The following is a 26,544-nucleotide window of genomic DNA, read 5'->3' on the forward strand; positions in this document are numbered from 1 at the left end:
TTGATTAGGAATTTCGCTGAATTGAGCTGCTGGTCTGGGTTTGTGCGGAATCTTTTAAAAATGAAATTTAGGGATGATTGTCGGATGACACATTAACCAAGGAAAAAGCCAGACCTTTTCAGTCTGGCTTAATCATAAACAGGAAGTGGGTACTTTTTAGTTGGTTTCGATATTGATGATTTGAATGCGGGCGTTGCGCGCAATTCTTAATGTGTTCGAACCCTTCTTAAGACTTTTCAAAACATCCTTTGAAGTTTCAACAGAGTTCTTGTTCACATCCAAGATCACATCACCAGCTTGCAATCCGGCTTTTGAAGCGGCGGAGTTCATTACTGTATCAATTACTACCGGTTGTCTCATATCGTCAGGAAGGCCCATCTCCGCGCGCAATTGGTCATTCGGATCAAGAACTGTGAAGCCCAAGTTGAATGGAGCTTTTTGGCCTTGATAAGCTTTCTTTGGTGAAGCTTTTTTAGGAGCGTCCTCAGGGCGTTCCGTGATCAACATACTGACCGTGACGGGTTTGCGATTGCGAAGCAAGCTGGCTTTTACTGATTTACCAATAGTCGCGTCAGCAACAGCATCCTGAAGTTCCAATGAGTTCGTGATTTTGCGACCGTTAAATTCAGTGACGATGTCGTACATTTTAACACCGGCTTTTGCTGCCGGTCCGCGAGGATCCAGTTGAGTGATCACGGCGCCACGAGTGTCGCCCAAACCCAAGTACTCTGCCGCTTCGGCGTCGATATCACCCAAAGCCGTACCAATGTAGCCGCGTGCGATGCGACCTTTGGATTCAAGCTGTGGAATCAAAGCTTTCACGTCGTCAATTGGAATCGCAAAACCGATTCCCTGTGCGCGAGCATCAATTGCGGAGTTCACGCCGATCACTTGCCCCTTGGTATTTACAAGTGGACCGCCGGAGTTTCCAGGATTGATGCTGGCATCAGTTTGCAAAAGAGGAATTTTATTGATTTCAGTGATGTCGCGGCCTTTTGAAGAGATCAATCCTTTTGTCATCGAGTGACCGTGACCAAAAGGATTACCGAACGCCGCCACCCATTCGCCGACTTCAAGGTCTTTTGAAGAGCCTAGAACAGCATAGGGCACTTTGCCTTTCGGAGTGATTTTGATCAAGGCGATGTCCGTGCGCGCGTCGCTACCGATCAGGACCGCATCGTAAACATCTTTTGATCCTTCGCTCAATTGAACTTGGATTTGATCAGCTCCCTGGATCACGTGATTATTTGTGACGATCAAACCATCTTCGCGGATGATAAAGCCTGTACCCAAACCAATTTGTTGAGGCTTGTTGCTTTGTTGTTGGGGCTGCATGCGGATGCCATAAAGTTGTTCCAACATATCCATCATCGGATCGCGCATGCGTGGATTGTTGCGAGGAAGTGCAGACGTTGAAATATTGACGACGGCAGGATTGATGGCCTTCGCCAACTCAACAAAAAGATTCGCCGGCAGGGGAGCGCTGAGGTTGAGCTTCGGTGGATCTTTTGGCAGGTTCTGAGCCTGCACAGGCAAAGCCATAGCTAAAGTTGAAAGAACGGGTAAAGCGAGAGTAAAGAACTGCTTCATATAAGTCTCCTATTACACTCTGACCTCGTCAGAGTAGATGTCGCGCTCTGAGGCTGTCAGAGCAGAAAACTAAATGGATACGTATTTGATTTGCAAATCACTAATTAAATTTTCTAAAAACTGTGCTTCATCATTCGTCAAATTCCCCTTGGTCTTTTGTTGAAGAACCAAAAGTAAATCGATATTGAAGCGAGCCATCTGTTTATCTTTGCTGGTCTGACCCGTTTGCGGATCTGGAGACAAGCCCATGGCCATCACTGCCGAAGAAGCGATAGACATGATCAAGATCGACATTGAAGCTTCCATTTTTTCTTGCTGCATAAATACCTCGCGGCCAAGTTGGGCCGTTAAAACTAGATTGGGTAGTACCCCATAAGCTTTTGTAAACGAACCTCAATAGGAGGATGTGATTTCAAAAATAGATTTCGCTGTTTGAAACCTTCTGGATTCACCATAAATAAGTGGCTTGTACAGGCTGGAATCATCAAAGGCTTGGTCTGGGCCATTCCTTCAAGACGCCACAAAGTTTCACCCAAACGGACGCGATCGCCCATTAGTTGAGAAGCCATCAAATCATTTTCAAAGAAGGATTTTTCTCCAACAACCAACTTGATAATCAACCAGCCAACAGGGGACAGCAGCGGCATAAAGAATTTCAAACGATAGGGCAGGAATGAATCCAAGAATTGGCCCAAACCCACAACCGAATTGGCAAGAGTCGAGCTGACTCCAAAGGCAAAAGTATCTAAACGACGAATATGGCAAAGCTGATGGGCCACGACAGCCTCAAGCTCATCTTGATCCAAAGTGTGCAAAAGCCCATGAGTAAATCCCAAGGCCCCTTTTTTCCAAGAGTGTCCCACCGCAAAAGCATTCGCAGAAGAATTAGGAATCAAATAAACAGAAGGAACGGGGACACCCAGTTGAGCCGAAAGATTCTCAACCATATCCAAAAGACCCCAAGCATCCTGACCTTTAAGACGTTTCGCATTCAACTTAACCAGAACCCGACTTTCCCCATAGAAGAAAACCATAAAGTTCAAAAGCACAGCCAACGAGAACCCAATCATCAACCCAAGACGCTCTCCAAGTTGATACCCAACGACCAAAAGCGCCAAAGAACTCGAAAGAATAAAAACCCAGACCTTAGTACTCGTACTCTGCATACAAAATTCTTCCCACTTTCCCTGCCCCTTGGCAAGCCCAGCGCACCATCAAAGCGCATCAAACCAACACCATAACACGCCTCAACAAGCTCCTATGATTCCGTCGTACAAAATACCCCGAACTAGACCCATTTTTTTGCCCTGCGCGCTACAAAGTCGCTAGACCTAAACTAGTTGGAAATATGGGGATCTTAGGCCTCGATGCAAGTTCCACAGCGAAGAAAAAAACTCCTTTGTGTGACATAACAACTAGAGCGAGGACTGTCCGAAGCAGCGGGGCCTAAGATCTCCATATTTCCGTACCGAGCTTAAGGTCCAAGCAACGCACTGTCTTGTTGCCGAGCCGAATCTAACAATGTGAAATGAGAGAGTTAATCTACGTGGAGGAATCATCGTGAGTGAAGTTGATATCATGGCTTTGAATGCAGCCATCAAACAGGAGAGCCAATTCATCGGAAAGATGATGGCCGAAATCAACAAGGTCATCGTAGGCCAAACCGAAATGGTTGAAGGCATCATGATGGGGCTTCTCACGGGCGGTCATATCTTGCTTGAAGGTGTGCCGGGACTTGCGAAGACGTTGACGATCTCCACTGTGTGCCAGTCTATTTCTTTAGACTTCCAACGTATTCAATTTACGCCGGATCTTTTGCCAACGGACTTGATCGGGACAATGATTTTCAATCCGAAATCAGGGGAGTTCGCTCCTCGTAAAGGTCCTATCTTTACGAATATCGTCTTGGCCGACGAGATCAATCGTGCTCCGGCAAAAGTGCAATCAGCTTTGCTTGAGGCGATGGCGGAAAAACAAGTCACGATCGGTGATGTCTCCTACAAACTCGCAAATCCATTCTTGGTATTGGCGACGCAAAATCCATTGGAGCAAGAGGGAACATATCCACTTCCTGAAGCCCAGATGGACCGCTTCATGTTCAAGATCAATGTTGTTTATCCTCACAAAGGCGAAGAGCTTGAGATCTTGAATCGCATGGGCTCGAACGACAAGCCTGTCGTGAATCCGGTGATTTCAAAAGATGATCTTCTGCGTGCGGTTCAGCGTGTGGATCAGATTTACGTCGATAATAAAATCAAAAACTATATCGTTGAATTGGTCATGGCGACTCGTAAGCCGGCAGAGTATGGCTTAAGCCGTATTGCCAACTTGATCAATGTGGGCGGTTCACCGCGTGCGACGATCTGTTTGTACCGTGCAGCTAAAGCTCACGCTTTCTTGCAGGGACGTGGTTACGTGACCGCGGAAGATGTGAAGGCGATTGCTTATCACGTGATGAGACATCGTTTGATTCTGACTTATGAAGCGGAAGCGGAAAATATCAAATCTGACGACGTGATCAAAGAGATCTTGAGCCAAATCGAGGTTCCATAGTGAGTCTGCCTCCTGAGGTCCTAAAGAAAGTCAAAATGCTTGAGATTAACACAAGGAAACTTGTGAATAATCTCTTCGCGGGCGAGTACCATACGGCCTTCAAAGGTCAGGGTATGACTTTCGCTGATTTCAGGGAGTACGTCGCGGGCGATGACATTCGCTCTATTTCTTGGCCGCTGACGGCGCGCACAGGAAAACCCTATATCAAAACTTATGAAGAAGAGCGTGAACTGACTTTGATTTTAGCAATTGACGTGAGTGGCTCCAGTGATTTCGGAACGGGTCCTTATTTTAAGGGCGAGGTGATGACTCATATGGCAGCTTTACTGGCGTTCTCTGCGGTAAAGAACAACGACCAAATTGGTTTGCTTTTGTTCAGCGATCAAGTCGAGCACTTCGTGCCACCGAAAAAGGGCCGAGGTCATGTGCGCCGTCTTCTGCGTGATTTATTCTATTACAAACCGAAGAGTCACCGCACGAAACTTGCCGCTGGTTTAAGTTTCATGCAAGGGGCCTTGAAAAAACGCGCGACAATTTTTGTATTCAGCGATTTTATAGATCAAGGTTTTGAACAAAGCCTGCGTCTGTTGGGAAGAAAGCATGATGTGGTCGCCTGTGTCGTAAACGATGCGGCGGAGTACTCTTTGCCAAGTATGGGTGTGATTGAAGTGCAAGACGCTGAAACCGGTGAATTGCTGACGGTCGATACCTCATCGCCGACGTTCCGTCGTGAATATGAAGATGCTGTTATGAAGCGCAAAGAACAACGTGATCGATTGTTGCGATTGTCGCAAGTCGAGCGTGTTGAAGTGAGATCCAGTGAGGATTACGTCAATCCTCTTGTGGCTTTCTTTAAGAAGAGAAAATAATGGCAGCGATTCAGTGCAAGCTTGATATTCCAAATGTTGAAGGTCTTAAAGACAACGAGCTCACGGTGGGCCGAGAAGCTTTTATGACCTGCGAGGGGGAGTTCCCTAAGAACCTGAACCCTCAGAAGTTGCACTTTGTTGAAACGGCTGAAATCAAATATCTGATCAAACTTTTAAAAGCGAATTTCGAATCGGAAACCAAAGCGGTCTTTGTGGTGACCAGCTACAAAGCCGGGGATATCCGTTGGCCTGATTTGCAAATGACCGATGATTCTCAGACTTTCAGTTTGGGAGCAATTGACTATCATGTTGAAACAGTGATTCCGAAGCCAGATCCTAAGCAGCCACAGGTTCCCGGCCAGGAGCAAAAAACGGAAGCCTATGGTCCCATCGGGCCGGCGGATATTGGAATTCCCCATTTGTATTGGGTGATTTTGTTGGCGGCGATCGGTCTGATTATTTCGTTGATCGTCTTTAAAGTTGTTCGTGTGATTCAACGCCGTAATATGATCGAGCGTTTGAAAGAGCATGATTCGGCTTTGGCTCCATTGACGCAATTCCACACCAGCATGCGCAAGTTGCAACGAATGAATCCAGCCTTCTTCGGTGGCTCGGCTTCGCAAGAGGACATTCACAGTGGGATGGATGAATTGCGCCATATGCTGCGTTTGTATATCACGCGTAAGTATCAAATTCCGGCCCTGGAGTGGAGCACGCGTTTGATTGTGAAAGATATCAAGAAACATCACCGCAAAGTTTATGCGGAGTGTGGCAATGATCTTCAGGCTTTGATTAAAGAATACCAACATGCTTTTGAAAACAAGCAAGCCGTGATTGGTAGCGATATCGTGAACTTGGCGAAACGCACTCGCAGCCTGGTGGAATTGATGGAGAGCCTGTCATGACTTTCCACTCTGCGATTTCATTTTGGTTGATTGTTCCGCTGGTGATTTTACTGGTTTGGACTTTGTGGCGAAAAAAGAAGAAAACGCCGACCTTGCAATTCGGCTCCGTCGAGGTTTTGAAAACCGTGACGCCGAGTGTGCGCACGCGCCTCATGCATTTGCCTCTATTGCTAAAGGCACTGGCTATTGTTTTTGCGATCATTGCTTTGGCCCGTCCGCAAGAGATGAACACTAAAATCAAGAAGAACGTGGAAGGGATCGATATCGTCATCTGTTTGGATATATCCGACAGTATGTTGATTGAGGATATGAAGCCTTTGAATCGTTTGGAAGCAGCCAAAGAAACGATTAAGAAATTCATCGAAGGCCGAAGCTCAGACAGGATTGGCTTGGTTATCTTCGCCGGGGAGTCCTTCACTGTCGTGCCTCCGACATTGGACTATCAATTGATTTTACAACGTGTCGGAGAAATCACGACCGCTCAACAAGCACGCATCAAAGACGGAACGGCCTTGGGAGTAGCTTTGGCCAATGCCGCGGGCCGTTTAAAAGATTCTCAGGCAAAAAGCCGCGTCGTGATCTTTATGACCGACGGGGAAAATAACAGCGGTACCATCGATCCCGAGACGGGTTTGGATATTGCTAAAGGTTACGGTGTAAAAATCTATTCAATTGGTATTGGTAAGGATGGTCCAACACGCATTCCAATATACACGCGTGATATCTTCGGCCAAAAAGTAAAAACCTATCAGCCATTTGACAGCACGGTGAATGAAGATCTTTTGGGACGCATGGCGAAGGACACTGGCGGCAAATACTACCGCGCTTCGAAGGAAGATTCTTTGCGTGGCATTTTTAAAGATATCGACTCCTTGGAGAAAACCAAAATCGACATTAACAAGTTTACGAACTACACAGAGAAATTTCCTCCTTATTTAGTGATCGCGATCATTCTGTATTTGGCGGCTCTTGTACTGGGGCGTTCATGGTTAAGGAGGGTGCCATAATGTTTAGATTTGAAAACCTCTCTGCCTTTAACTATTTGTGGGTGATTCCACTAATTCTGGTTCTGGGATATATTTTTGACCGCAGATCTCGTAAACGTCTGGAAACTGCGATCGGTTCAAGACTTTATCCATTCCTTTCAAGTTCAGTGTCCAAGCGCAAACGCGGTTTAAAAACATTCTTGCAAGTGGCAACGGTCTTTTTCTTCGTGTTGGCCCTGGCACGCCCACAAATGGGGCAAAGCAAACAGGAAGTGAAGAGTGAAGGCGTTGAACTTATTTTCGCCGTCGACGTCTCTGACAGTATGATGGCCGAAGACGTGAAGCCTTCGCGCTTGGCGCAGGCAAAAGCCGAACTGAGCCGTTTGGTAGACATGATGCCGGGAAATAAGATCGGTATTTTGGCCTTCGCCGGATCAGCGGCCTTGTTGTCACCCATCACCAACGATCCTGGTGCTATTAAAATGTACTTGGATTCCTTGGATACAAATTCAGTGTCCACTCAGGGCACTAATTTCCAAGCCGCTCTTGATACTGCCAAAGAAGCGTTCGAACGCGGGGGCGTGAGCACGGACGACACTTTGAAGGTTACGCGTGTAATTTTGATTGCCTCTGATGGGGAAGATCATGAACCAGGAGCTTTGGAAGCTGCCAAGAAGCTGGCAAGTGAAGGTGTTCGCATTTTCACTGTGGCCTATGGAACTGAAAAAGGCGGAGCGATTCCAGAGCGTGACGGAATGGGATTCCTTAAGGGATACAAAAAGGATCGCGGCGGAGAAACGGTCATCACGACAGTGAAAGGCGATGCCCTAAGAGCTCTGGCTGAGGCCGGCAAAGGCAGTTTCTATTTCGCCACTTTTGGGGGCGAACAAACGAAGCACTTGGTTGAAGATGTGAATAAGCTTGAAAAAACTCAGTTCGACACCACAATGGCCGTTGCTTATGAAGAACGCTTTCAGTTTTTCTTATTGTTGGGAATCATCTTGGCTTTGATTGAACTAGTCATGGGCGAACGCCGCAGTTCATTCAAATTCTGGAAGGGCCGCTACGAGGTACCAAACGCATGACCCGTTTAGTAGCTCTTCTTTTTATTGTTGGTTTAGCGGGATGTGGGGATAAGAATCCTCATTTGAAAACTCTTGAGCTGAATCGGGCTGGTAACAAGGCGATGAAGGCCAACACTTTCCAGATTGCCGGAGATAAGTATATTGAGGCTTTGGGTATGAATCCGTTCTTGCCTGAACTTCATCTGAATTTAGGTCTGTCGTTTGAAATGCTTCAGCAGGCTGAGAAAGCCCAACAGTCTTATAAGGAAGCAGAACGTCTTGCGAAACAATCAGGCAATTTGCCTGTGCTGTTTATGGCTCGTTTCAATCAGGCGCAGCTTTTGGGTAAAGCCAAAAAAGTGGATGAGGCCATAGCGCTTTATCAGTCAGCTCTTGAGATCGTTCCATCTTCTAAAGAAACAAAAACGAATATCGAGTTGTTGACCCAATCTCAGCAGGGCAAAGGTGGCTCTGATCAGCAAAATAAAGATCAGAATCAACAAAATAAAGGCCAACAACAGCAGAACAAAGATAATAAAGACGGCAAAGACAATAAAGATAAGAAGGATCAGGATAAAGAGGGCGACGACAAAGATAAGAACAAGCAGGATAAAAAATATGAAAGTTCTGCGAAGTACAAGCCTCGACCGTTTAACGGCAAAGACTTATCTGAAGGCGACGTCAAAAAGATCCTAGGAGAGATTAAACAGCAGGAAGCAAAAATCCGTGCTGAATTTAATCGCAAAGAAGTGAAGGAGCAGCCTCGTGATAAAGATTGGTAGTTCGATTGGGAGCTCTTTGTTTGCGCTTGTATTCTGTTTTGCATTTATGCACCAGTCGACGGCGCTGGCGGCGACCTCTGTGCAATCCACAGTGGATCGCAACGAAATGGGCTTGGGTGACAGTTTCACTTTGTCGGTTACGGTCGTATCGAATGACGACGTTGATGTCCAAGATCCCCGGGTTCCGTCTTTGGAAGATTTTGATCTTCTCAATAACTGGAGTTCAACTGCAGTAGCTCAGAAACTGGTGCAAACCAGCAAGGGGATGCAATTTGAAACTCAAAGACGCAAAGAGTTTCACTATATGCTCAGCCCAAAACGAGCAGGGACTTTAAGCGTTTCTTCTTTTGAAGTGGTAGTGAACGGAAAAGTTTATCGCACTCAGCCGATTGTCATTAATGTTGGTAGTCAGGGCGGTGGAAGTGGCGGTGGCGGACGCGGTGTTCCCAAATCACCAAAGGCCCCAAGTACGGGGCCGCGCATGCCGCATGGCTTTGATGATCAGTTTGAAAATATGGATAACGCCGAAGAGGAAATCTTCAATCAGCTTCTTCAGCAGCGCCAGCGTTTGATGCAGCAAATGCAGCAGCAGGGCGGTGGAAATTTCCCTGATCCAAATAATTTTGGCAGTGTAGGCACTGGCGGAATGGCCCATCCGGCGTTTAGAAGTTTACCAACCAACCCGAACGAAGCTTTCTTTATCAGTGTTGAACTTGATAAAACCGAAGTGTATGAGGGCGAACAAGTTACTGTGAATTGGTATGTTTATACTCGTGGGCAAATGGAAACTTTGGATCGGTTGAAATTCCCGGATCTTCGTGGTTTCTGGAAAGAGATCATTGAAGAAGTTCCGGCAATCCAGTTCTCTGAAGAGATTGTGAACGGGGTTCCCTGGAAGAAGGCACTTCTTGCGTCTCACGCTTTGTTCCCAATCAAAGCGGGGACAGCGGTCGTTGATGAATACAAAATCAAATCCCGTGTGCGCTTGCTGTCGCAAGGACAAGGCTGGGGTTACTCTGGTAAACCTTACGAATACACGAAAAGTTCAGCGCGAGTTGAGATCAAGGTAAAACCTCTTCCTTTGGAAGGCCGTCCTTCTGATTTCAGTGGTGCAGTCGGACAGTTTGAATTGCATGACTCGGTGGAAAATACTACCGTGCCAGTCAATCAGCCCTTTAGTTTGAAGGTACGTTTTGAAGGAGCGGGGAATGCAAAACTGATTGATTTGCCAGCTTTGAATTTGCCATCGGCTTTGGAACAGTATGACTCTAAATCAGAAGCAAAGTTCTTTAAAAATGGACGAAGCTTTAAAGAATTTGAAGTGTTGTTGATTCCCCGACAAGAGGGGGAACTGACTATTCCGGCTATGAGTGTGAGCATGTTTGATCCGCAAGGATCTAAATACTACACACGCAAAACTCAACCAATCACTTTGAAGATCGTAAACAACCCAAATGCTCCGGTAGGTTCTTCACAAAGAATGGCCGACGGCGGTAAACCTTCAGCAACGGCTCCGGTCGTCACGAACCGACTTCCAGATGTGATCATGGCATGGCAGCCGTCGACACAAGCCAGCGTCATGTACCGGCCTTGGGTGTGGGTCTTTATCTTTGCAGGGGTTATCGCAAGTTTGTTGTGGAAGGCTCAGCGTGAATTTGGTTGGGGAAGACGTCAGCGCACATTGAAAGAACTTGTGCAAAAACGTTATAAAGCCCTTGATTCAGCTTTGGCCAAAAACGAAGTGCGTAAGGTTGGCGCTGAAATGACGAATATCTTCTATTTGGTCATGGGCAATGTTTCAGGGGAGGGTGGTGCTTCTTTGAAGATCAACGATCTTCTGGAGATGATCCCACCAAGTTTGCGCCGGGAACACGGCGATGAGATCACGAAAACTTTTGAGATCTTCCAGACCATGAGCTTTGCCCCGGAAGAAATGCTGGGTGGATTAAAAGATCCGGCAACGATGAAAGGGAATGTGGAGCGAGCTAAAAAAGTTATTTCTGAAATGATCAGCTCGGTGGATGAAAAGCAAAGCTAACAGCTTGCAAAATAAAAGGCTCTCATTCGAGAGCCTTTTTGTTTTTTTGGAGTCTATTTTTTAGAATCACTTCAATTTTAAAAAAGGCAAAGAGTCGACTTGGTCATGACGAGTTTCTGGAGTTTTTCCATCTCCAGTTGCGCTGGCTGTTCCTAAAAAGAGTTCCCACTTAGCATCTGCTTTTTGATTCAAAGTAAAAATGGAGTAGAGGATATCACCACTGGCAGGAGCTTGAAACTCATCGCAAACTCTTCCGGTTACAATTTTTTTGGTCTTGGTTTTCCAGTCTTCAAAACCACAATAATGAACCATGTTCAAAGCTTGGCTGACCTCATCAGACAAAGTCATGTAAGAAACTTCAATGGCCGTCATATCAAGGTCACGGTTGTTTTCAGATTTTACTTTGTAGTCGACTTCGTAAATTAAATACGCCTTTTCGCACTTTTCATCCTCGTAGGCGATATGTTGAATTTTCCATTGATTTTTCTCTATGGAAATCTCTGTCGTCAAAGCATCGGTATCGGCAACGAAACAGGGGCGTTGATAGAGCCCATCCAAAGAAGTAGTGGCCTGTGCAAAGACTAAGTTTGAAATGAAAAAGGCGGCGATCATGGTGTTGACTCCAAGGTGATCTCTTGAGCTTAGACAGGGCTGCGGCTTTGAGGCAAGAAGGAGGCGCTGCGCAAACTTGGAGAACTTCTAACTTCATTCACAGTTCTCGGGATGAGAACAAATTGGAGAACACTCGTACCAAGTGTCGTATAACCAATTTTCAATGGTAAAGGGCCTCATATTATCACGATAAGACGTAGTTTATTCGTAATTGTGTTAAGAGCTGATCAACTCGGACCGATAAATAAGGTATGAAATCCTTCGCCACCTGTACGTTACTGGCACTTTTAGTGATATTCACGGCGTGGTCCGCTCATGCGGCTCCTAACTCACTCACGTATCAGGGACGCATTCTCAAGGCCGATGGCTCTGCATTAGAATTCAATAGCGTCAGTTTTAGTTTCGAAGTCACCAGCCCCGATGGTCTGTGTGTGATCTATCGTGAGCAAATCAATGGCATCAATATGACCAACTCCGGTGGGGTGTTCGATGTGGCCATTGGGAGTGGGACGAAGTCTTTCCCCGCGGCACCTACATTTAAGCTTTTGGACTCTTTCGTAAACTCCGGATCTGTTTCTTGCGATGGCGGAGCGACTTATTCGCCAGCTTTCGATGATATTCGTAAGTTGCGTGTGCAATTTCATGATGGCACAGGTTGGAAAGTGATTTCACCAGATTCAGAAATTCGTTCGGTTCCTTTTGCGGGTCATGCACTTACAGCATCGAAATTGGGAAGTTATAGTTCTTCGGCATTTGTCTTAAAAACGGGAATTCCAACTTGTACTACGGGGACTTTTCTTTCTTGGAACGGCAGTGTCTTAACTTGCGAAGCCGTGGCAGGTGCCAGTGGCGGTACAGTCACCAGTGTGACTTCAACGAATCCATATTTAACTGTTGTAACCGGGACTTCAACTCCTGCCTTAACTTTAAATGTGGGAACGACGGCGAACACCGTCGCAGCGGGTGACGATGCTCGTCTGTCTGACTCTCGTACACCTACTGGCAGTGCCGGTGGAGATCTTAGTAATACCTATCCCAATCCGAAGGTGGCAAAAATTCAAGGGGTTGCGGTAGCCACAACTCTTCCTAATAGCGGAGAGTTTTTTAAATACAACGGATCGCAGTGGGTGCCGTCAGGAATTACCACTTCCGATGTCGCCGGTTTGACGGCCTCGTTGAGCAGTTATTTGACGCAATCATATTTCAATACGGCCATCGCCAGCGCAGCTTGTACTGCCAACCAAACAATGTACTGGAATTCCGCAACAGGAAATTTCCTGTGTCAAAATATCAACGTCGGAGTTGCCGGTGATGTCAGTGGATCGATCGGCGCGGTGAGTGTTAATAAGCTTAAAGGTGTTGGAATTGATTTTTCAGTGGCGCCAACAAATGGTCAGGTTTTGAGATTTAACGGAACCAATTGGGTTCCAGGTGCGGATAACAACTCAGGCGGCACAGTGACTGGTGTTACCTCTGCGAATAGTGACATCACTGTCGCGGGGACCACAGCTCCTGTTTTGACTTTGAATTCAGGGGTGACTGGTGGCGCTGGTGATGCGAACAAAATTGCCAAATTGGATGCCAGTGGTTTGATTCCATCTGCTATGTTGCCCAATCATGATGTCAGTAAATTGACGTCAGGGGTTTTGCCGATTGCACGTGGTGGAACAAACTCATCGACGGCCTTGGTCGGCAATCGCGTCATGGCGTCGTCAGGAACGGCGATCGTTGAGGCCGCAGCAATCACTGCAAATCGGGCTCTTATATCTAATGCGAGTGGCATTCCGACTCATTCTGCAGTCACGGACACTGAGCTTGGCTATCTGTCCGGTGTAACATCTTCCGTGCAAACTCAGATCAATTCAAAAGTTTCGGGATCAGGATGGACAAACTACAGTGTGATGGGTGTTGATGGCTCGGGAGCCCTGACTGCGATTCCTGGCTCTGTTGCTGGCTCATTTTTGACATGGACTGCGGCAGGGCCGGTTTGGACGGCGGCAACGGTAGATACATTTAGTCAGTACGCTTTACTTGCCGGTCGCGCGGGTGGACAGGTCTTAAATGGTTCCACGGCAGCTTCAGGAAATTTGACTTTGGATTCAACTGCGAATGCCACTAAGGGATATGTTTTGCTTGCTCCAACCGGCGGGAATGTTGGGATTGGAACAAGCGCCCCGGTTGCAAATTTGGAAGTTAAAAAAGCAAGTGGCTGGCCCAACTTCCGCCTCGCCAGCGGTGATGCTGGAGTTACGATTGAGTTGAACTCAGTGGGTGCGACGGCGAGTGACGGTATGATCCAGTATGGAAGTACCAAAGCTTTGAGTTTTTATACAGATTATCAGTCTAGTGCTTCACCTGATTTAACAATTTTAGCTGCTGGTAATGTGGGTGTGGGAACGAACAGTCCCGCAGCGAAGTTTGATGTGAATGGTGATTTTGTTTTGCGCGGAATGGCAGCTCCGGCAGTCTCTGTGGCGGGGCAAGGTAGAATCTATTATGATTCTGGTGCCAACAAATTCAAAGTTTCTCAGAATGCCGGGGCTTATGTTGATCTTGTCGGCGGCGGCGGTGCTGGGACAGTGACAAGCGTGACATCAGCCAATGCGGATATCAGCGTGGCAACGGGAACTTCAACGCCAGTGCTGACATTGAATACAGGCACAGGCCCGAGTCAAATCGTCAAGCTCGATGCTTCTTCACGCTTACCCGCAGTGGATGGCTCTCAATTAACAGGTCTGACTGCAACGCAAATTCCTAATTTAGATGCCGCGAAGATCACGACGGGAACTTTACCCGTCGCTCGCGGAGGTACGGGACTCACAACGGGGACCAGTGGTGGCATTCCATATTTTAGTGCTGCAACAACAATGACTTCATCAGGAGTTTTAGCTGCGAATGGTGTTGTTCTCGGCGGCGGCGCGGGTGCTGCACCTACTACAACAACCGCAGGTACTGCAGATCAAGTTCTGCGAATTCCAGGTGCCGGTGGTGCACCAGCTTTTGGCGCCATTGATCTTACTAAAGCAGCGGCGGTCACTGGCGTTTTGCCAATAGCAAACGGTGGAACAGGCGTGTCTTCTTTGGCGGCAAATCGGTTGGTTGGAACTAACGGAACGGGAACGGCTCAGCAGGCAGTGACTTGTACTTTGAATCAAATATTAAGTTTCGATGCTTCCGGAAACTATGGCTGTTACAACGTGAGTTCAATTTATGCAGGGTTTACAAATGGCGGAAATAGTTTCGGAGCCACTTCAAATCTTGGTAACAATGACAACTTTGATTTGAATATCAAAACAAATAATTTAACTCGCATGACAGTGCAAGCTGGTGGAAAAGTAGGGATCGGCACAACGAGCCCCGGCAGTTTGTTGACTGTCAATGGGGCGGCTTTGTTAGGAAAGGCCAGCACAAACTATACGGGGACTTCGGCTGGGGCTATTCTTGGAAATGGGACGTCGAATCCCACCTTAATCTTTGATGCCAGCTCAACCAGTATAGCGAATCTTAATTGGAACAATGGTATCTTAACGTTCGGCAAGTGCGGCGTTGTTGATTGCTCAAGTTTATCTCCTTATTTTTCTATTGATACAGGAACAAACATAGCTAACTTCAGCAATACAAATTCTTTGCGAGCGGGAAATGGATACGGGTCCGCCGCAACACCGACGTTTAGTTTCGGAACAACAACCACAGTTGGAATGTTTAATCCGGCGGCGAATGTTTTAAGTTTCGCAACGAGTTCGAGCGAGAGAGTCAGAATTGATGCTTCCGGAAACGTCGGAATTGGTTTAACAAGTCCTGTTGAAAAGTTGCATATAGTGGGTAATGAAACAGCGGCTGGAATGAATCGGGCCGCCATTCGGCTGGAGGATACTGGTATTGGTGCGTCTTGGAATTTGGTGCTCAACGGGACGGCTTCAGCTGACGGCAGTAATAAGTTTTCAATCAATCAGACTGGAATGGGCTCAAGATTTGTCATTGATTCTTCCGGTGACGTAGGCATAGGTACGACGTCGCCAAATGATAAACTTCAGGTGATTGGTGCCGCAACATTTTACGCGGACGTCGTTGGAGGGGTTGGCCGTGTTCTTTCAATAGGAAATGATTTGAATGTCCATGACATTGGAGTAGCAAACACGATTGGACTGCGGGGGGCTGCCGCTGCGGGTGAAGCCGGTTTGCAGTTTGGATCTGGTGGAGCGACTGTTTATGGAAAGTCTGGGAATATCGGTATCGGAACAACCACACCGGCGGTGCCACTTGATGTGGTGGGCGCTGGGGGGACACCTATGCGTTTAAAGAATACCACCTCCGGCGGCGCTTTTTGGCAGATGGGACCAGATAGCGTTAATAATTTTGTGATCTATAATTCTGTTGGGACAGGAATGTATATTACCAATGGTGCCACAACTTGGACTGCCAATTCAGATCGCCGCATTAAGCGAAATATTGAGTTGATCCCTAATTCGCTAAACAAATTGAGCGAAATTAACGGTGTTACTTATTGGTATAAAACGGACCCGAAAAATGAATCACGTCGAGTAGGCGTGATCGCGCAAGACGTTCAAAAAGTTCTGCCTGAAGCTGTTAGTGAGAAAAACGGAATACTTGGGGTTCGATATCCTGAACTTATTCCTTTGGTGATCAATGCGATTAAAGAGTTTTATGCTGAATTTAAAGCTCAATCTTCTGAGCAAAGTCGCAAAATCGCTTCCTTGGAAGAAGAGAATCTTCGTTTGAAAGTAGAGATTCAGGAAACCAAGAAAGCAGTTTGTGAATTGAATCCGAAAGCTAAAATTTGCAATTAGTATGATTGAAAGTTCGGTATCTTAATTTTCTTCGTCTAAAAGTAGTTGAATTAATTTTGGAACTTCGATGGAAGCCGCTCCGACCAGATGTTCCGCGAAAGCTGCGGAAATTTCAGTGTCGCGGGTGTTGATTTCGATCTTTCGTGCTTTCCACGCCAAGCTCACAAAGCCTGCCGCGGGGTAGACGTTCCCACTCGTACCGATGGAAATGAACAGGTCTGCTTTATCTAGCGCGGCATAGATCTCTTCCATAAAGTAGGGCATTTCCCCAAACCACACGATGTCGGGGCGAAGGGCCCTGCGAATACCGCAATGAGGACAATCCTCATCTACAGGCAGATCTTCGGTCCATTCGAATTCTTCCTCACAGCTCAAGCAGCGGATACGGTCCAGTCGACCATGCATATGCAGCAAGTTTTTTGAACCTGCGCGGCGATGAAGATTGTCGACGTTTTGTGTTATCAGGAGGAAATCCCCCTCCCAATGTTTCTCAAGTTCTGCCAGAGCCAAATGAGCGGCATTAGGCTGGACTTTGGGGTCTTTCAGCTGAGCTCGGCGGGCGTTGTAGAAGCGTTGAACCAACTCTGGACTTCGAGCAAAAGCTTCAGGTGTTGCCACATCTTCAATTCGGTGTTCTTCCCAAAGGCCGTCCTGGTCACGGAAGGTGCGAATGCCTGACTCTGCTGATATTCCGGCACCTGTAAGAATGACGATGTTTTTGAATAAAATGGGGTTCAATTTATGCCTCGCACAAAGTCCTGTAACCGTTGTTAAGGGATCCTGCCCTTAACCCTTCGGGCTACGCTAAAAAAAAGCCATCATGGCATTTTTATTGAGCTTTCACTTGGTTTTCTTTAAGATGAGCCGTTCTAAAACGAAAGGCAAATATAATGGCTTCTAAAATCGAAACTACGCCAGAAATGGTGCAGAACGTTTATAAGAAGACAGCTGAAAGACTCGCTGTTGTTCGTAATCGTTTAAATCGTCCTTTGACTCTTGGAGAGAAAATTTTGTTCGGTCACTTGGATGACCCTCAGAACCAAGAACTCGTTCGCGGAGAAAGCTTCCTGCTTTTGAGACCAGACCGCGTAGCTATGCAAGATGCGACAGCGCAAATGGCTTTGTTGCAATTCATGCTTGCAGGCAAAGATGAAGCTGCCGTTCCTTCAACAGTTCACTGTGACCACTTGATCCAAGCCTACAAAGGTAAAGACGTGGACATGACTGTTTCAAACACTGCCAATAAAGAAGTTTTTGATTTCTTGGCGACAGCATCTTCTCGTTACAACATCGGCTTCTGGCAACCAGGCGCTGGTATCATCCATCAAGTAATCCTTGAGAACTATGCGTTCCCAGGTGGTTTGATGATCGGTACAGATTCTCATACTCCAAATGCAGGCGGCCTTGGCATGTGTGCAATTGGTGTTGGTGGATCTGATGCTTCTGACGTGATGGTTGGTCTTCCTTGGGAAGTGAAAAATCCGAAATTGATCGGTGTTCACTTGAAAGGAAAACTCAACGGTTGGGCTTCTGCTAAAGACGTGATCTTGAAACTTTGCGGAATGCTGACTGTTAAAGGTGGAACTGATAAAGTTGTAGAGTACTTCGGTGAAGGTACTTCTTCTATCTCTTGCACAGGTAAAGCAACAATCACAAACATGGGTGCTGAGTTGGGTGCAACTTGCTCTGTGTTCCCTTACGATGAGCGCATGGCCGCTTACCTTGGTTCAACAGGTCGTGCAGAGCTTGCAAAAGTTTCTGATGCACACAAAGACCTTTTGTCTGCAGATGCTGACGTTGTTGTAAATCCAGGTAAATACTTCGATGAAGTTTACGAAATCGATCTATCGGCTTTGGAACCACACATTGTGGGTCCTCATACTCCAGACTTGGCTCGTCCTATTTCGGCGTTGAAAAAAGAAACAGCTGAAAAAGGTTACACAGCGAAACTTTCTTCTGCATTGATCGGTTCATGCACGAACTCTTCTTACGAAGATATCGGTCGCGCGGCATTCGTAGCAAAACAAGCTATGGATATCGGTGTGAAAATGAATCAACCATTCTTGGTTTCTCCAGGTTCTACACAAATCCAAAAAACAATCGAACGCGATGGTCAAATGGCAACTTTCAATGAAGTTGGCGCGACTGTTCTTGCGAACGCTTGCGGTCCTTGCATCGGTCAATGGAGACGTGACGACGTTAAAACTGGTGAGAAAAACACGATCATCACATCTTTCAACCGTAACTTCCGCGCGCGTAACGATGCGAATCCAGAGACTTTGGCTTTCATCGCTTCTCCGGAAATCGTAATGGCATTGGGCTTGGCAGGACGTTTGGATTTCAATCCAATGACTGACGAGCTTGAAGGACCAAACGGAAAAATCAAATTGCAAGCACCGGTAGCTCCAGAGCTTCCAGCAAAAGGTTTCATCCCTGATACTGAAGGTTACCAAAAACCTGCGGGATCAGCTGCAAAAGTGGCTGTGAACCCTTCTTCTGACCGTTTGCAATTGTTGTCTCCATTCACGAAATGGGATGGTAAGGATTTCGTTGATAACCTCGTGCTTGCAAAAGCAAAAGGTAAATGTACGACAGACCATATCTCTCCGGGCGGCAAATGGTTGAACTACCGCGGTCACTTGGACAACATCTCTAACAATATGTTGTTGGGTGCTGACAACTCATTCACTGGCGAAATCGGAAAAGGTAAAAACCTTTTGACTGGTCAAACAGGTGTTGAGTTCGCGCAAATCGCACGTGCTTACCAAAAAGCCAACAAAGGCTGGGTCATCATTGGTGACGAAAACTACGGCGAAGGTTCTTCTCGTGAGCACGCAGCAATGTGCCCAAGATTCTTGGGCGCTACGGCAGTTATCACGAAGTCATTCGCGCGTATCCATGAAACAAACTTGAAAAAACAAGGTGTTCTGGCTTTGACTTTCGCGAATCCAAAAGATTACGACAAAATCCAAGAAGAAGATCATGTTTCACTTGTGAACTTGGCTGATCTAGCTCCTGGTAAACCAGTAGTTATGAATATTAAGCACAAAGATGGTTCTGCTGAATCTATCGAGTTGAAGCACACTTACAACGCTGAACAGTTGAAATGGTTCCGCGCTGGTTCTGCTTTGAACTTGATTCGCGGCCTCTAGGACGCACCGAGTGAAGCAAAAGGTGCCTGGCACCTTTTGCGGATAAATAAGAAGGCTGAGATGAAAATCTCGGCCTTTTTTGTTTTTTGCATTACCAATAGCTTCTAGTTAGTTAGCCGGTGGTATTGCTTCCAAGTTGTACCTGTCTGCCAGGTCCTTGATGAAACCTGATTTTTTGAGGGCTTTTACGATCTGGTTGATTTTTTTGAAGTCGTCTTCACTGACTGTTTTTCTTGAGAAAACCATATAGATATCGAAGGGCTCGCCGAGGGCAGGGATTTCCCTGAGGTTGCTATCGCGATTGTGCTGGAAATAGGCACGTGCCAGCTCTCGAGGAACATAAGCCAAAGCGTAGTTTTTGTTTTCGGTTTTTCGAATGGCCGTAAGTTCTGTGGGCTCTCCGCTGACTTTCATTTTGTTTCCGGTGATTTCATTCACACGTTGAAGGCTGATCCAGGTCATGGAAGTGGACATGGCGACGGCAGACATTCCGGCAAGGTCGTTGTAGGACTTAATTTTTTTTGCTGTCTCAGATGCCGCCAGAAAGACAAAAGCAGATTTGAAAATGGGGTCGGTGTAGTGCAAAACTGTTTCCCGCTGGCGAGAGATGGCGAAAGGGCCGCCGCCATGAGCCGCACCATTTTTGATCATGTCCAAAGCGGGACGCATTTGGGCAATTTTGAATTTGCAAGTGAGTTTTTCTTGCGTGCAGATTTCTTTCATAATGTCAAAAACGGCCCCTTGAATTCCGACAGAACCTTCTTTGAAATAGAATGGTTCAACGTCTTGACCGACAAAGGTGAAAGGTGAGTTGTAGCGTGCCTTAGCGGGACTTCCAAAACACAGAAGGGTCAAGGCGAATACACGGAAGTACTTCATGGGTGCCTTCCCAACTCAGTTAGATTGAGTTTGTACTTCAGAGCAATACTCTTCAGAAAACCGGATTTCCTCAGTTTGGGAAATGCTTCTAAGAGGCTTTTCATTTTCTCTGGGGGAATTGCTTTCTTTGAAAATGCAAAACGATAATCTAAGTTTTCGCTCAAGTTGGGAATCTCAACGATTTTCGAGTGATTTTTTGCAATCCATGAAATTCCACCATCGCGGTTAATATAGCCCAGAGGATATTGGCGAGAATCTATTTTTTGCATCAAAGAAGAAACACTTTTTTCCTCTTTGATAGTGAGCGTTCCATCGACAAACTCATTCACGGCCTCAAGGCTGACTCTGGTGCCAGATAAGACCAAGGTTCCGATCTTGTATCCTCTGAGATCCTCATAAGAAATTATTTCTGCAGCAGTTTTCGGAAGTCCGAAGAATGCATAGGTGCTCGAGAAAATGCCCTCACTAAAACTGAGGACGGACGATCTAGGAACGGTAAAAACATAGGGGCCACCGCCATGAGTTTCGCCTTTTTTTAATTGGTCTATGGATTTCCGAAATTCACTGATTTTAAAAGTACAACGCAGATTTTCAGTACGACAAACTTCCACCATAATGTCGTAATAAGCCCCTTGTATGCCTTGAGGACCCTTATAATAAAAGGGTTCAATGTTCCATCCGGCGAAGATGAAAGCATCATCCGGTTGGGGGGCCGAGTAGAAGAAAGCTGACAGTGCACAGCCGATAAAAATCGACAAGGCCGCGAGGATTTTGGCTACTTTTTTAGTCATATACTGAGGGTACATCAGGTGAAGGCTCATCCGAATGGACGTTTCTCTGATTGCGGAAAAACAACTCTGATTGAAAATTGAAAATCGATTTTGGGAAGCCTAAAAGTGTCACCAGTCTATCAATTTTTCCAAAGAGTCCCCTTCAAATGCCTTATATCAGCTTCCAAGCGGCCGACAAATTGCTGATTGTTTGCTTATGATTAGGAAATTGTTGTTTTTTATTTTTGTCAGCGTCTCTTTACAGGGTGTTCAGGTCTGGGCGGATAGCTATGAATACTCCCGAATCTTTGACGTGACCTTTAAGGTCATGATTCAAAAAGATCTGTATAAGGCTTTAAATGAATCTATCAGTGTGCAGAAGAGCAACCTCACACAAAGTCAGATCGTTTATCTATTGCAGAAGAACCCCCAGTATATGCCATTGCTAGAGGAAGCTTTGCAAAAACTGACGGAGCTTCAGACGCAAACTCCCGAGGCCTACACAGAGTATTTTGCGAAGGTGAAATCCCGTCTCAAAGAAGAAGTGCAGGCCCCATCTTTCACAGAACAATTGCAAAAACATGCGAATCCAGGTGAGCCTGTAGTTTTGAGTCTTGAAAAAGAAGCGCCAGGATATAAAGCTCTGAAGCTGTATATCAATCATCCGCATCTAAAGAATGCCACAGATCCCAATAGCAAAGTTTTACCGGGAGATGACCTGCGACAATTGGTTTTGGACTTTATTAAAGGTTCCGAGCAGGAACTTTGGTACAACGTTTTCGACTTCGATTTAAAGGTGATTGCGGAAGCCTTGAAAGAGCAGCACCGCTCTAAAAAAGTTAAAATTTTAGGTGGTATCGACGCTGGAACAATATCAACTCGCCCCGAGGTGAAGGCGATCTTTGATGATCTGACGGCGTTTGAGAATGACAACTTTAAAACAGTGGCCGTTCGTTCTGTGGGATTGAACCATCAAAAAATTATTGTGCGTGATCCTTTTGGGCCGAAAGCGGCAGTGCTCTTTTTATCGGGGAACTTCACGCAAAGTTGCATCGGTCCTGAAGGGGATTTGGCAAAAGTTCCAGCTGCAGAGCGACCTGAAATATCAATTCCCAACGCCAATCATGCTCTGTTAGTGATGGGGGCCTTGCCGGCTCAGATCACTCGATCTGAACTAAAAAAGACGTTGGAATTTAAAATCCGTGGGCAGAGTCAATATCCTGTCAGTGGAAGCTATAAAGTTTTTGGCGCAAAGAAATCACCGAAAGAAGAAGCTCCGTTTATCATCATTTCCTTCTCACCAAATGGCGGGGAAGGGGATGTCAATAAAAGTATCTTTGTGCCCTTGATTGAAAAAAGCCACGGACCTATTGAGGCTGTACACTTTGCTTTTTCATCAAAGGCCATTCAAGACGCTTTGGTGAAAAAGGCAGAGACTGAAAGTAAAGAGTCCGGCCATTTTCAGTTCAAATCGGTGGGCGATACGCCCTTTGCAATGCGCGAGTGGAGCGTGTTCTTGAATTTGTCCGGCTTAAAGAAAGATCTGACTTCGAATAAATATTCCAGCGATGCAGAGGCACCAATTCTGAAGGCCGTGGGCGATCAGGGACTGCAAGATTTGCAGAAGAATATTCATGTGGCACCAGCCGTATATGGTGATCGGTCTGTGCGTCTTGCTGATGGCACAGCCGCCAAAGTGACGTCAAAAATCCATCATAAAGTTTTTATCTTTCCAGAGGATGAGACGGCAGTCTTGGGTACTTCATTCAATCCCAGCGAGAACGCTGAAAATAACAATGAGCAGATTATCATTGTGAAGGATTCGGCCATCGTCAGCGAGGCGCGCGGCTTATTTGCTTATCTTTATAAGAATGGCGCAGGATCTGTCCTGGAAGAGGCTAATAAGCGCAACCTTCGTGCGGTGCCTGTGAACGAAGAACCTGCCAGCCCGAGCGAGCGCGACGAGTAGTACCTCTCTTCGGCCCCTGTCAAAACTTTAGACAGTCTAGGGGCCTCGATTCAATACCTTAGAGCCTGTTCCGACAGGCTCTGTCTTTGCAACTTTCGCTTCAATATGAAAAAACTGACGGGCCTTTGGCTTTTACTTATATTGGCGATAGCTCCAGCGGGGCTGGTGTGGGCGGACGAATCTGTGGAAACAGAGGTGGTCGAGACCCTTTTAGATCCGGCCAGAGTTGCCCAACAAGAAAAGTTGCTCATTAAGCTGAGTGAAGACAAGGTCTTTAGCTTCGACGCGATTCCCGATCGCGAGCAAATGAAAGAAGCTCTGGGGTTGAAACTTCCTGAAAAGGTGAAGGAGCAGATCATTGCGCGTGGCGGATCTCTTGAAGAGATTGATCCTCTGCAGCCTTATGAAAGTATGGCTCCAGAAAGTCGCCAGAAGTTCCAAGAAATGCGTATTCTGTTTTTGACGAACGCGGCTAGAATTTTAAATTCCACAAAATTTGTTTTTGGTGCAGGCAGTGTTGCCGGTGATGTCCTGAGCTTTGTTAAAGTAAAGACATTGAAAGCCATCGGAAAGAATCCCGAAGTAGAGACCAAGGCACAACGAACCTTTCAGCAACGTAGTCATGAGGCCGTGGCTTCTGTTCTTAAAGGTATCGACTACAAGCTTTTCTCTCAAGCTCCCTTGGTGATTGAATCCAATGAGTTTGGTATGAGCGTTTCAGCGGGTATCGTCGCAGAAACGGGTGTTTTACGTAAAGGTGGCGGTGGCGCCGAAGAGCTGGGATTCAGTCTGGCCTTTAACAAAACGAAAAGGGCCTTTGTCTTTGAGATTTTCCACAATTCAGAAAAATTTGATAATACCAAAGCGGCAGTGTCTGTTGTTGGCCTTGTCGGAAAAGCTGGGATTACAATGGGTCGCAGGGAAGGCGCTGAGACTCTCAAGGGGAGTTCGTTCTATCCGCCAGCGGTTCCTGGATACAGCACTTCGTCAGCAGACTATTTTTCTGCCGGTTTGAGTTCAAGCTTGGGATTGCCACCACCGCCATTGGCCGATCTTTTAACTTTTACCAATAAGTCGGAACGTAATGCTTTGATTCGCGTGACGGTTTCTCCGATTGTGAAAGGTTTTGTCCGTCTTCAATTTGGTGACGTGCGTGGTTCTATCAGATTGGTGACAATGAAATTTGTCGATGTCTATACGGCTGTTGCTGATAAAGTGCGCGCGATGGGGCGACGTTCTTGCGGACCAGTATTCGGGTAGGCGGGCAACACTCCGCCTTCGGCTGAGTGGCTACTTGCACTCCGCCTTCGGGGGAGTGGTTTCTTTCACTCCGCCTTCGGCGGAGTAGCTATCTATGCTGCAAAAAGTATTTCAATCCAAAGCCAAGCCAAATATAGAAGCCTATCGTATTGAAGATCACCGCTAGGATCAGGCGTTGGCGGGTCACTCTGGATAATGGACGTTCCGCTGCCATCACTCTCCAGCCAAGAATCATTGAATAGAAATTGCAAATTACCGGAATGAGCACACAACCCAGGACCGCATTGATCAATGTCTTCTTCGCCATATTTTGGGTGAGTGCCAGTGCGACCTCTTTCTGCTGATCTTCCTCGTTGTTTACTAAATGCAGGTCACCGCGTGATTCTAGAGACTCCAAAGCTTGCGAAGCATCCACAGCCTCTTCCTCGGGAATTTCAATGATCAATTTGCCCAAAAGATTTTGTAAATGGGGAGCGACCGCGCGCATTTGTTCGTCACGAACTTTCGGATGAAAGCCCTGAGAAACGAGGAAAGACTTCACCACTTGGGCTTCACCAAAATCTGCACATTCAGTTAAAAAGACATACGAACTCATGCATAAAGCTTACTGCCATAAACTGGAGACTGCAACAATCACCGGGCCCCACAGCGTCAGAAGGATATTTCCGAGAGCATAGGGAAGGGTGAAGTAGGTCGCCAGCACCTTACTTCCCGAGGCGTCTTGTAGTGCATTGAGTGAGACCATCACCGTTTGCGCACCGCCAATGGTGGCTAAAGTTGTTGCGCCATTTTGTCTTAGGATAAAACGGCCCACCAAGAAACCAACAATGGGACCAACCAGGGTTGCAATGGCTCCAGAAATGAAAATCTTTAGGACCATTTCGAAGCCACCGGCTTGAATGGCCTCAACGGCGTGGGGACCTGATTTGAGGCCGATGACAGCGATAAATACAATCAAGCCGATATCAATGAGTATTTGCTGCGCGGACTCTGGAATCGAACCCACTTTAGGAAAGCGTTTTTGTGCCCATCCCGCGATAAGTCCAACTACCAAAATTGATCCACTGGCTCCAAGACCAAGGGGCACGTTTTTCAAGTTGAAGCTGAACATTCCCAGAATGATGCCAACGCAAATGCAGGCTCCGATAAAGGCAAGGTCAGATTTCTTTGGATCTGACTCTGCAAAACCTAAAACTTTTGTGGCTCGGTCGAGATTTTTTGGAGATCCCATCAGATACACCACATCTCCCCGATGAAGTTCTAAGTTGGGGCCGACGGGGAGCTCGACAGGACCGCGAGTGATTTTTTTAAGAAAGAGACCGCGACCTTGCTCGGCCAGCTGACCCAGCTTCATCCCGTCAATTTCCTTATTTGTGATAAAGATCTTCCTGACTGAGGTTTCTACAGACAACATGACATTACTGTCCACTTCGGGGCCCAAGACTTCGACTCCATGTATGAAGCCAGAGCGCCATCCGGAGATTGTCACAATGTCGCCCTTGATGACCTTGAGCTCGGGAGCAACTTCTAAAAGTTTTCCGTCGCGCATGACTTTATCGATATAGACCCGAGTGTTGGGGAAAGACTTTTCAATTTCCTGAATGTTCTTATCAAAGAAATTGGAATTGCTGACGATGTAGGCGCGAATGGTTTCTTTATTGGGAGATTGGAAAAAGCTGTCGGAACTTTCAGACGAATTTTTCTTTAAGGCTTCTTCCAGAATTTCACATTCTTTGCGCAAATCGATTCTAAAAAGGGCGGGCAAAATCATAACCAGCATCAACATCAAACCCAGGTCCCCAAATACATAAGTTAAAGCATCGGCGATGGGCACATTCGCGATGAGTTTGTTTTTTTGATCATCGGGAAGAGGCAGCTCGTTGAGAGCGCTAATACCCGTTCCCAAAGCTGCAGATTGAGTCAAGCTTCCAGATAAAACACCCACGGTGGTCCCTTGATCAAAACGGAGGAAATAGCAGCAGGCAATGACTGCGAGAAGCCCACTGACATTGACGACCACGGTGACAATTATTTGTGGAATCGCAGAGCGCTTAATACTTGAAAAGAATTGAGGTCCCACCGAGTAACCAATCGCGAACAGGAAAAGGTCGAAGAATGCCCAGCGCACAATGTCGGGGATCACGGGTTTGGCAACAATACCTACCACCAATCCTGCGATCAATGTGCCAACCACGGGGCCCAGTGAAAAGTGCCCGATCTTGGCTTTGGCGACCAAGTGACCTAAAAGAATTGAAAGAAAAATTGAGATCTCAGGATATTTGGTAATGAGGGCAACCCAGTCCATGG

The 26,544-nt window shown here is 46.6% G+C and carries 20 protein-coding genes; 11 read left to right on the forward strand and 9 right to left on the reverse strand.

The genetic code is table 11. The features are described 5' to 3' along the window. Window positions 1–156: 156 nt before the first annotated feature. From NWE73_RS05580 to NWE73_RS05590, 3 genes are all read right to left on the reverse strand, one after another. Complete coding sequence (locus NWE73_RS05580) at window positions 157–1,590, reverse strand: trypsin-like peptidase domain-containing protein (protein ID WP_277577302.1); 1,434 nt, start codon at window positions 1,588–1,590, stop codon at window positions 157–159. Between the two features lie 69 nt (window positions 1,591–1,659). Beyond that, window positions 1,660–1,911, reverse strand: coding sequence for a DUF1844 domain-containing protein (locus NWE73_RS05585; RefSeq protein WP_277577303.1), 252 nt, complete (start codon window positions 1,909–1,911; stop codon window positions 1,660–1,662). 32 nt (window positions 1,912–1,943) lie between these two features. After that, entirely contained in the window at window positions 1,944–2,756 is an 813-nt protein-coding gene (locus tag NWE73_RS05590; protein WP_277577304.1) for a M48 family metalloprotease, read from the reverse strand. Between the two features lie 412 nt (window positions 2,757–3,168). On the opposite strand from NWE73_RS05590, the gene NWE73_RS05595 reads away from it, so the two are divergent. Genes NWE73_RS05595 through NWE73_RS05625 form a run of 7 tightly spaced genes read left to right on the forward strand, consistent with a single transcriptional unit; the run spans window position 3,169 to window position 10,787 of the window. Continuing rightward, the gene (locus NWE73_RS05595) at window positions 3,169–4,143 is read left to right on the forward strand and encodes an AAA family ATPase (RefSeq protein ID WP_407652940.1); all 975 of its coding nucleotides are present in this window, start codon (window positions 3,169–3,171) and stop codon (window positions 4,141–4,143) included. A 35-nt stretch (window positions 4,144–4,178) separates the two neighbouring features. Beyond that, window positions 4,179–5,012 (forward strand): DUF58 domain-containing protein, encoded by an 834-nt coding sequence (locus tag NWE73_RS05600; protein WP_277577306.1) that lies wholly within the window; start codon window positions 4,179–4,181, stop codon window positions 5,010–5,012. Continuing rightward, on the forward strand, window positions 5,012–5,917 hold the full coding sequence (locus tag NWE73_RS05605; protein ID WP_277577307.1) for a hypothetical protein: 906 nt from the start codon (window positions 5,012–5,014) through the stop codon (window positions 5,915–5,917). The genes NWE73_RS05600 and NWE73_RS05605 overlap by 1 nt, the downstream gene beginning before the upstream one ends. Further along, complete coding sequence (locus tag NWE73_RS05610; protein ID WP_277577308.1) at window positions 5,914–6,924, forward strand: vWA domain-containing protein; 1,011 nt, start codon at window positions 5,914–5,916, stop codon at window positions 6,922–6,924. The genes NWE73_RS05605 and NWE73_RS05610 overlap by 4 nt, the downstream gene beginning before the upstream one ends. After that, window positions 6,924–7,988, forward strand: a complete 1,065-nt coding sequence (locus tag NWE73_RS05615) for a vWA domain-containing protein (RefSeq protein ID WP_277577309.1) — start codon at window positions 6,924–6,926, stop codon at window positions 7,986–7,988. Before NWE73_RS05610 ends, NWE73_RS05615 begins: the two co-directional genes overlap by 1 nt. Further along, the gene (locus tag NWE73_RS05620; RefSeq protein ID WP_277577310.1) at window positions 7,985–8,749 is read left to right on the forward strand and encodes a tetratricopeptide repeat protein; all 765 of its coding nucleotides are present in this window, start codon (window positions 7,985–7,987) and stop codon (window positions 8,747–8,749) included. Before NWE73_RS05615 ends, NWE73_RS05620 begins: the two co-directional genes overlap by 4 nt. Next, window positions 8,733–10,787, forward strand: coding sequence for a BatD family protein (locus NWE73_RS05625; protein WP_277577311.1), 2,055 nt, complete (start codon window positions 8,733–8,735; stop codon window positions 10,785–10,787). The genes NWE73_RS05620 and NWE73_RS05625 overlap by 17 nt, the downstream gene beginning before the upstream one ends. Window positions 10,788–10,853: 66 nt before the next feature. On the opposite strand, the gene NWE73_RS05630 is transcribed toward NWE73_RS05625, so the two are convergent. Further along, window positions 10,854–11,399 (reverse strand): hypothetical protein, encoded by a 546-nt coding sequence (locus NWE73_RS05630; RefSeq protein WP_277577312.1) that lies wholly within the window; start codon window positions 11,397–11,399, stop codon window positions 10,854–10,856. Between the two features lie 251 nt (window positions 11,400–11,650). Here NWE73_RS05630 and NWE73_RS05635 point away from each other — a divergent pair, with 251 nt between their 5' ends. After that, window positions 11,651–16,207, forward strand: a complete 4,557-nt coding sequence (locus NWE73_RS05635; RefSeq protein WP_277577313.1) for a tail fiber domain-containing protein — start codon at window positions 11,651–11,653, stop codon at window positions 16,205–16,207. A 21-nt stretch (window positions 16,208–16,228) separates the two neighbouring features. On the opposite strand, the gene cobB is transcribed toward NWE73_RS05635, so the two are convergent. Next, the gene (cobB, locus tag NWE73_RS05640; protein ID WP_277577314.1) at window positions 16,229–16,945 is read right to left on the reverse strand and encodes a Sir2 family NAD+-dependent deacetylase; all 717 of its coding nucleotides are present in this window, start codon (window positions 16,943–16,945) and stop codon (window positions 16,229–16,231) included. A 152-nt stretch (window positions 16,946–17,097) separates the two neighbouring features. Here cobB and NWE73_RS05645 point away from each other — a divergent pair, with 152 nt between their 5' ends. Then, window positions 17,098–19,359, forward strand: a complete 2,262-nt coding sequence (locus NWE73_RS05645; protein ID WP_277577315.1) for an aconitate hydratase — start codon at window positions 17,098–17,100, stop codon at window positions 19,357–19,359. Between the two features lie 108 nt (window positions 19,360–19,467). Here the strand turns inward: NWE73_RS05645 and NWE73_RS05650 are convergent, their stop codons facing one another. Then, window positions 19,468–20,238: a substrate-binding periplasmic protein gene (locus NWE73_RS05650; protein ID WP_277577316.1), complete on the reverse strand. Its 771-nt coding sequence runs from the start codon at window positions 20,236–20,238 to the stop codon at window positions 19,468–19,470. Then, entirely contained in the window at window positions 20,235–21,029 is a 795-nt protein-coding gene (locus NWE73_RS05655) for a substrate-binding periplasmic protein (protein WP_277577317.1), read from the reverse strand. The genes NWE73_RS05650 and NWE73_RS05655 overlap by 4 nt, the downstream gene beginning before the upstream one ends. A 196-nt stretch (window positions 21,030–21,225) precedes the next feature. On the opposite strand from NWE73_RS05655, the gene NWE73_RS05660 reads away from it, so the two are divergent. Next, window positions 21,226–22,977, forward strand: a complete 1,752-nt coding sequence (locus NWE73_RS05660) for a phospholipase D-like domain-containing protein (protein WP_277577318.1) — start codon at window positions 21,226–21,228, stop codon at window positions 22,975–22,977. Between the two features lie 105 nt (window positions 22,978–23,082). Next, entirely contained in the window at window positions 23,083–24,237 is a 1,155-nt protein-coding gene (locus NWE73_RS05665) for a hypothetical protein (protein WP_277577319.1), read from the forward strand. A gap of 88 nt (window positions 24,238–24,325) precedes the next feature. Here NWE73_RS05665 and NWE73_RS05670 read toward each other — a convergent pair whose 3' ends face one another. Both NWE73_RS05670 and NWE73_RS05675 read right to left on the reverse strand, forming a co-directional pair. Beyond that, on the reverse strand, window positions 24,326–24,832 hold the full coding sequence (locus tag NWE73_RS05670; RefSeq protein WP_277577320.1) for a hypothetical protein: 507 nt from the start codon (window positions 24,830–24,832) through the stop codon (window positions 24,326–24,328). A gap of 9 nt (window positions 24,833–24,841) precedes the next feature. Continuing rightward, window positions 24,842–26,542, reverse strand: coding sequence for an aspartate:alanine exchanger family transporter (locus tag NWE73_RS05675; protein ID WP_277577321.1), 1,701 nt, complete (start codon window positions 26,540–26,542; stop codon window positions 24,842–24,844). Window positions 26,543–26,544 lie beyond the last annotated feature (2 nt).

It is taken from the genome of Bdellovibrio svalbardensis (genome assembly GCF_029531655.1).
Lineage (GTDB): Bacteria > Bdellovibrionota > Bdellovibrionia > Bdellovibrionales > Bdellovibrionaceae > Bdellovibrio > Bdellovibrio svalbardensis.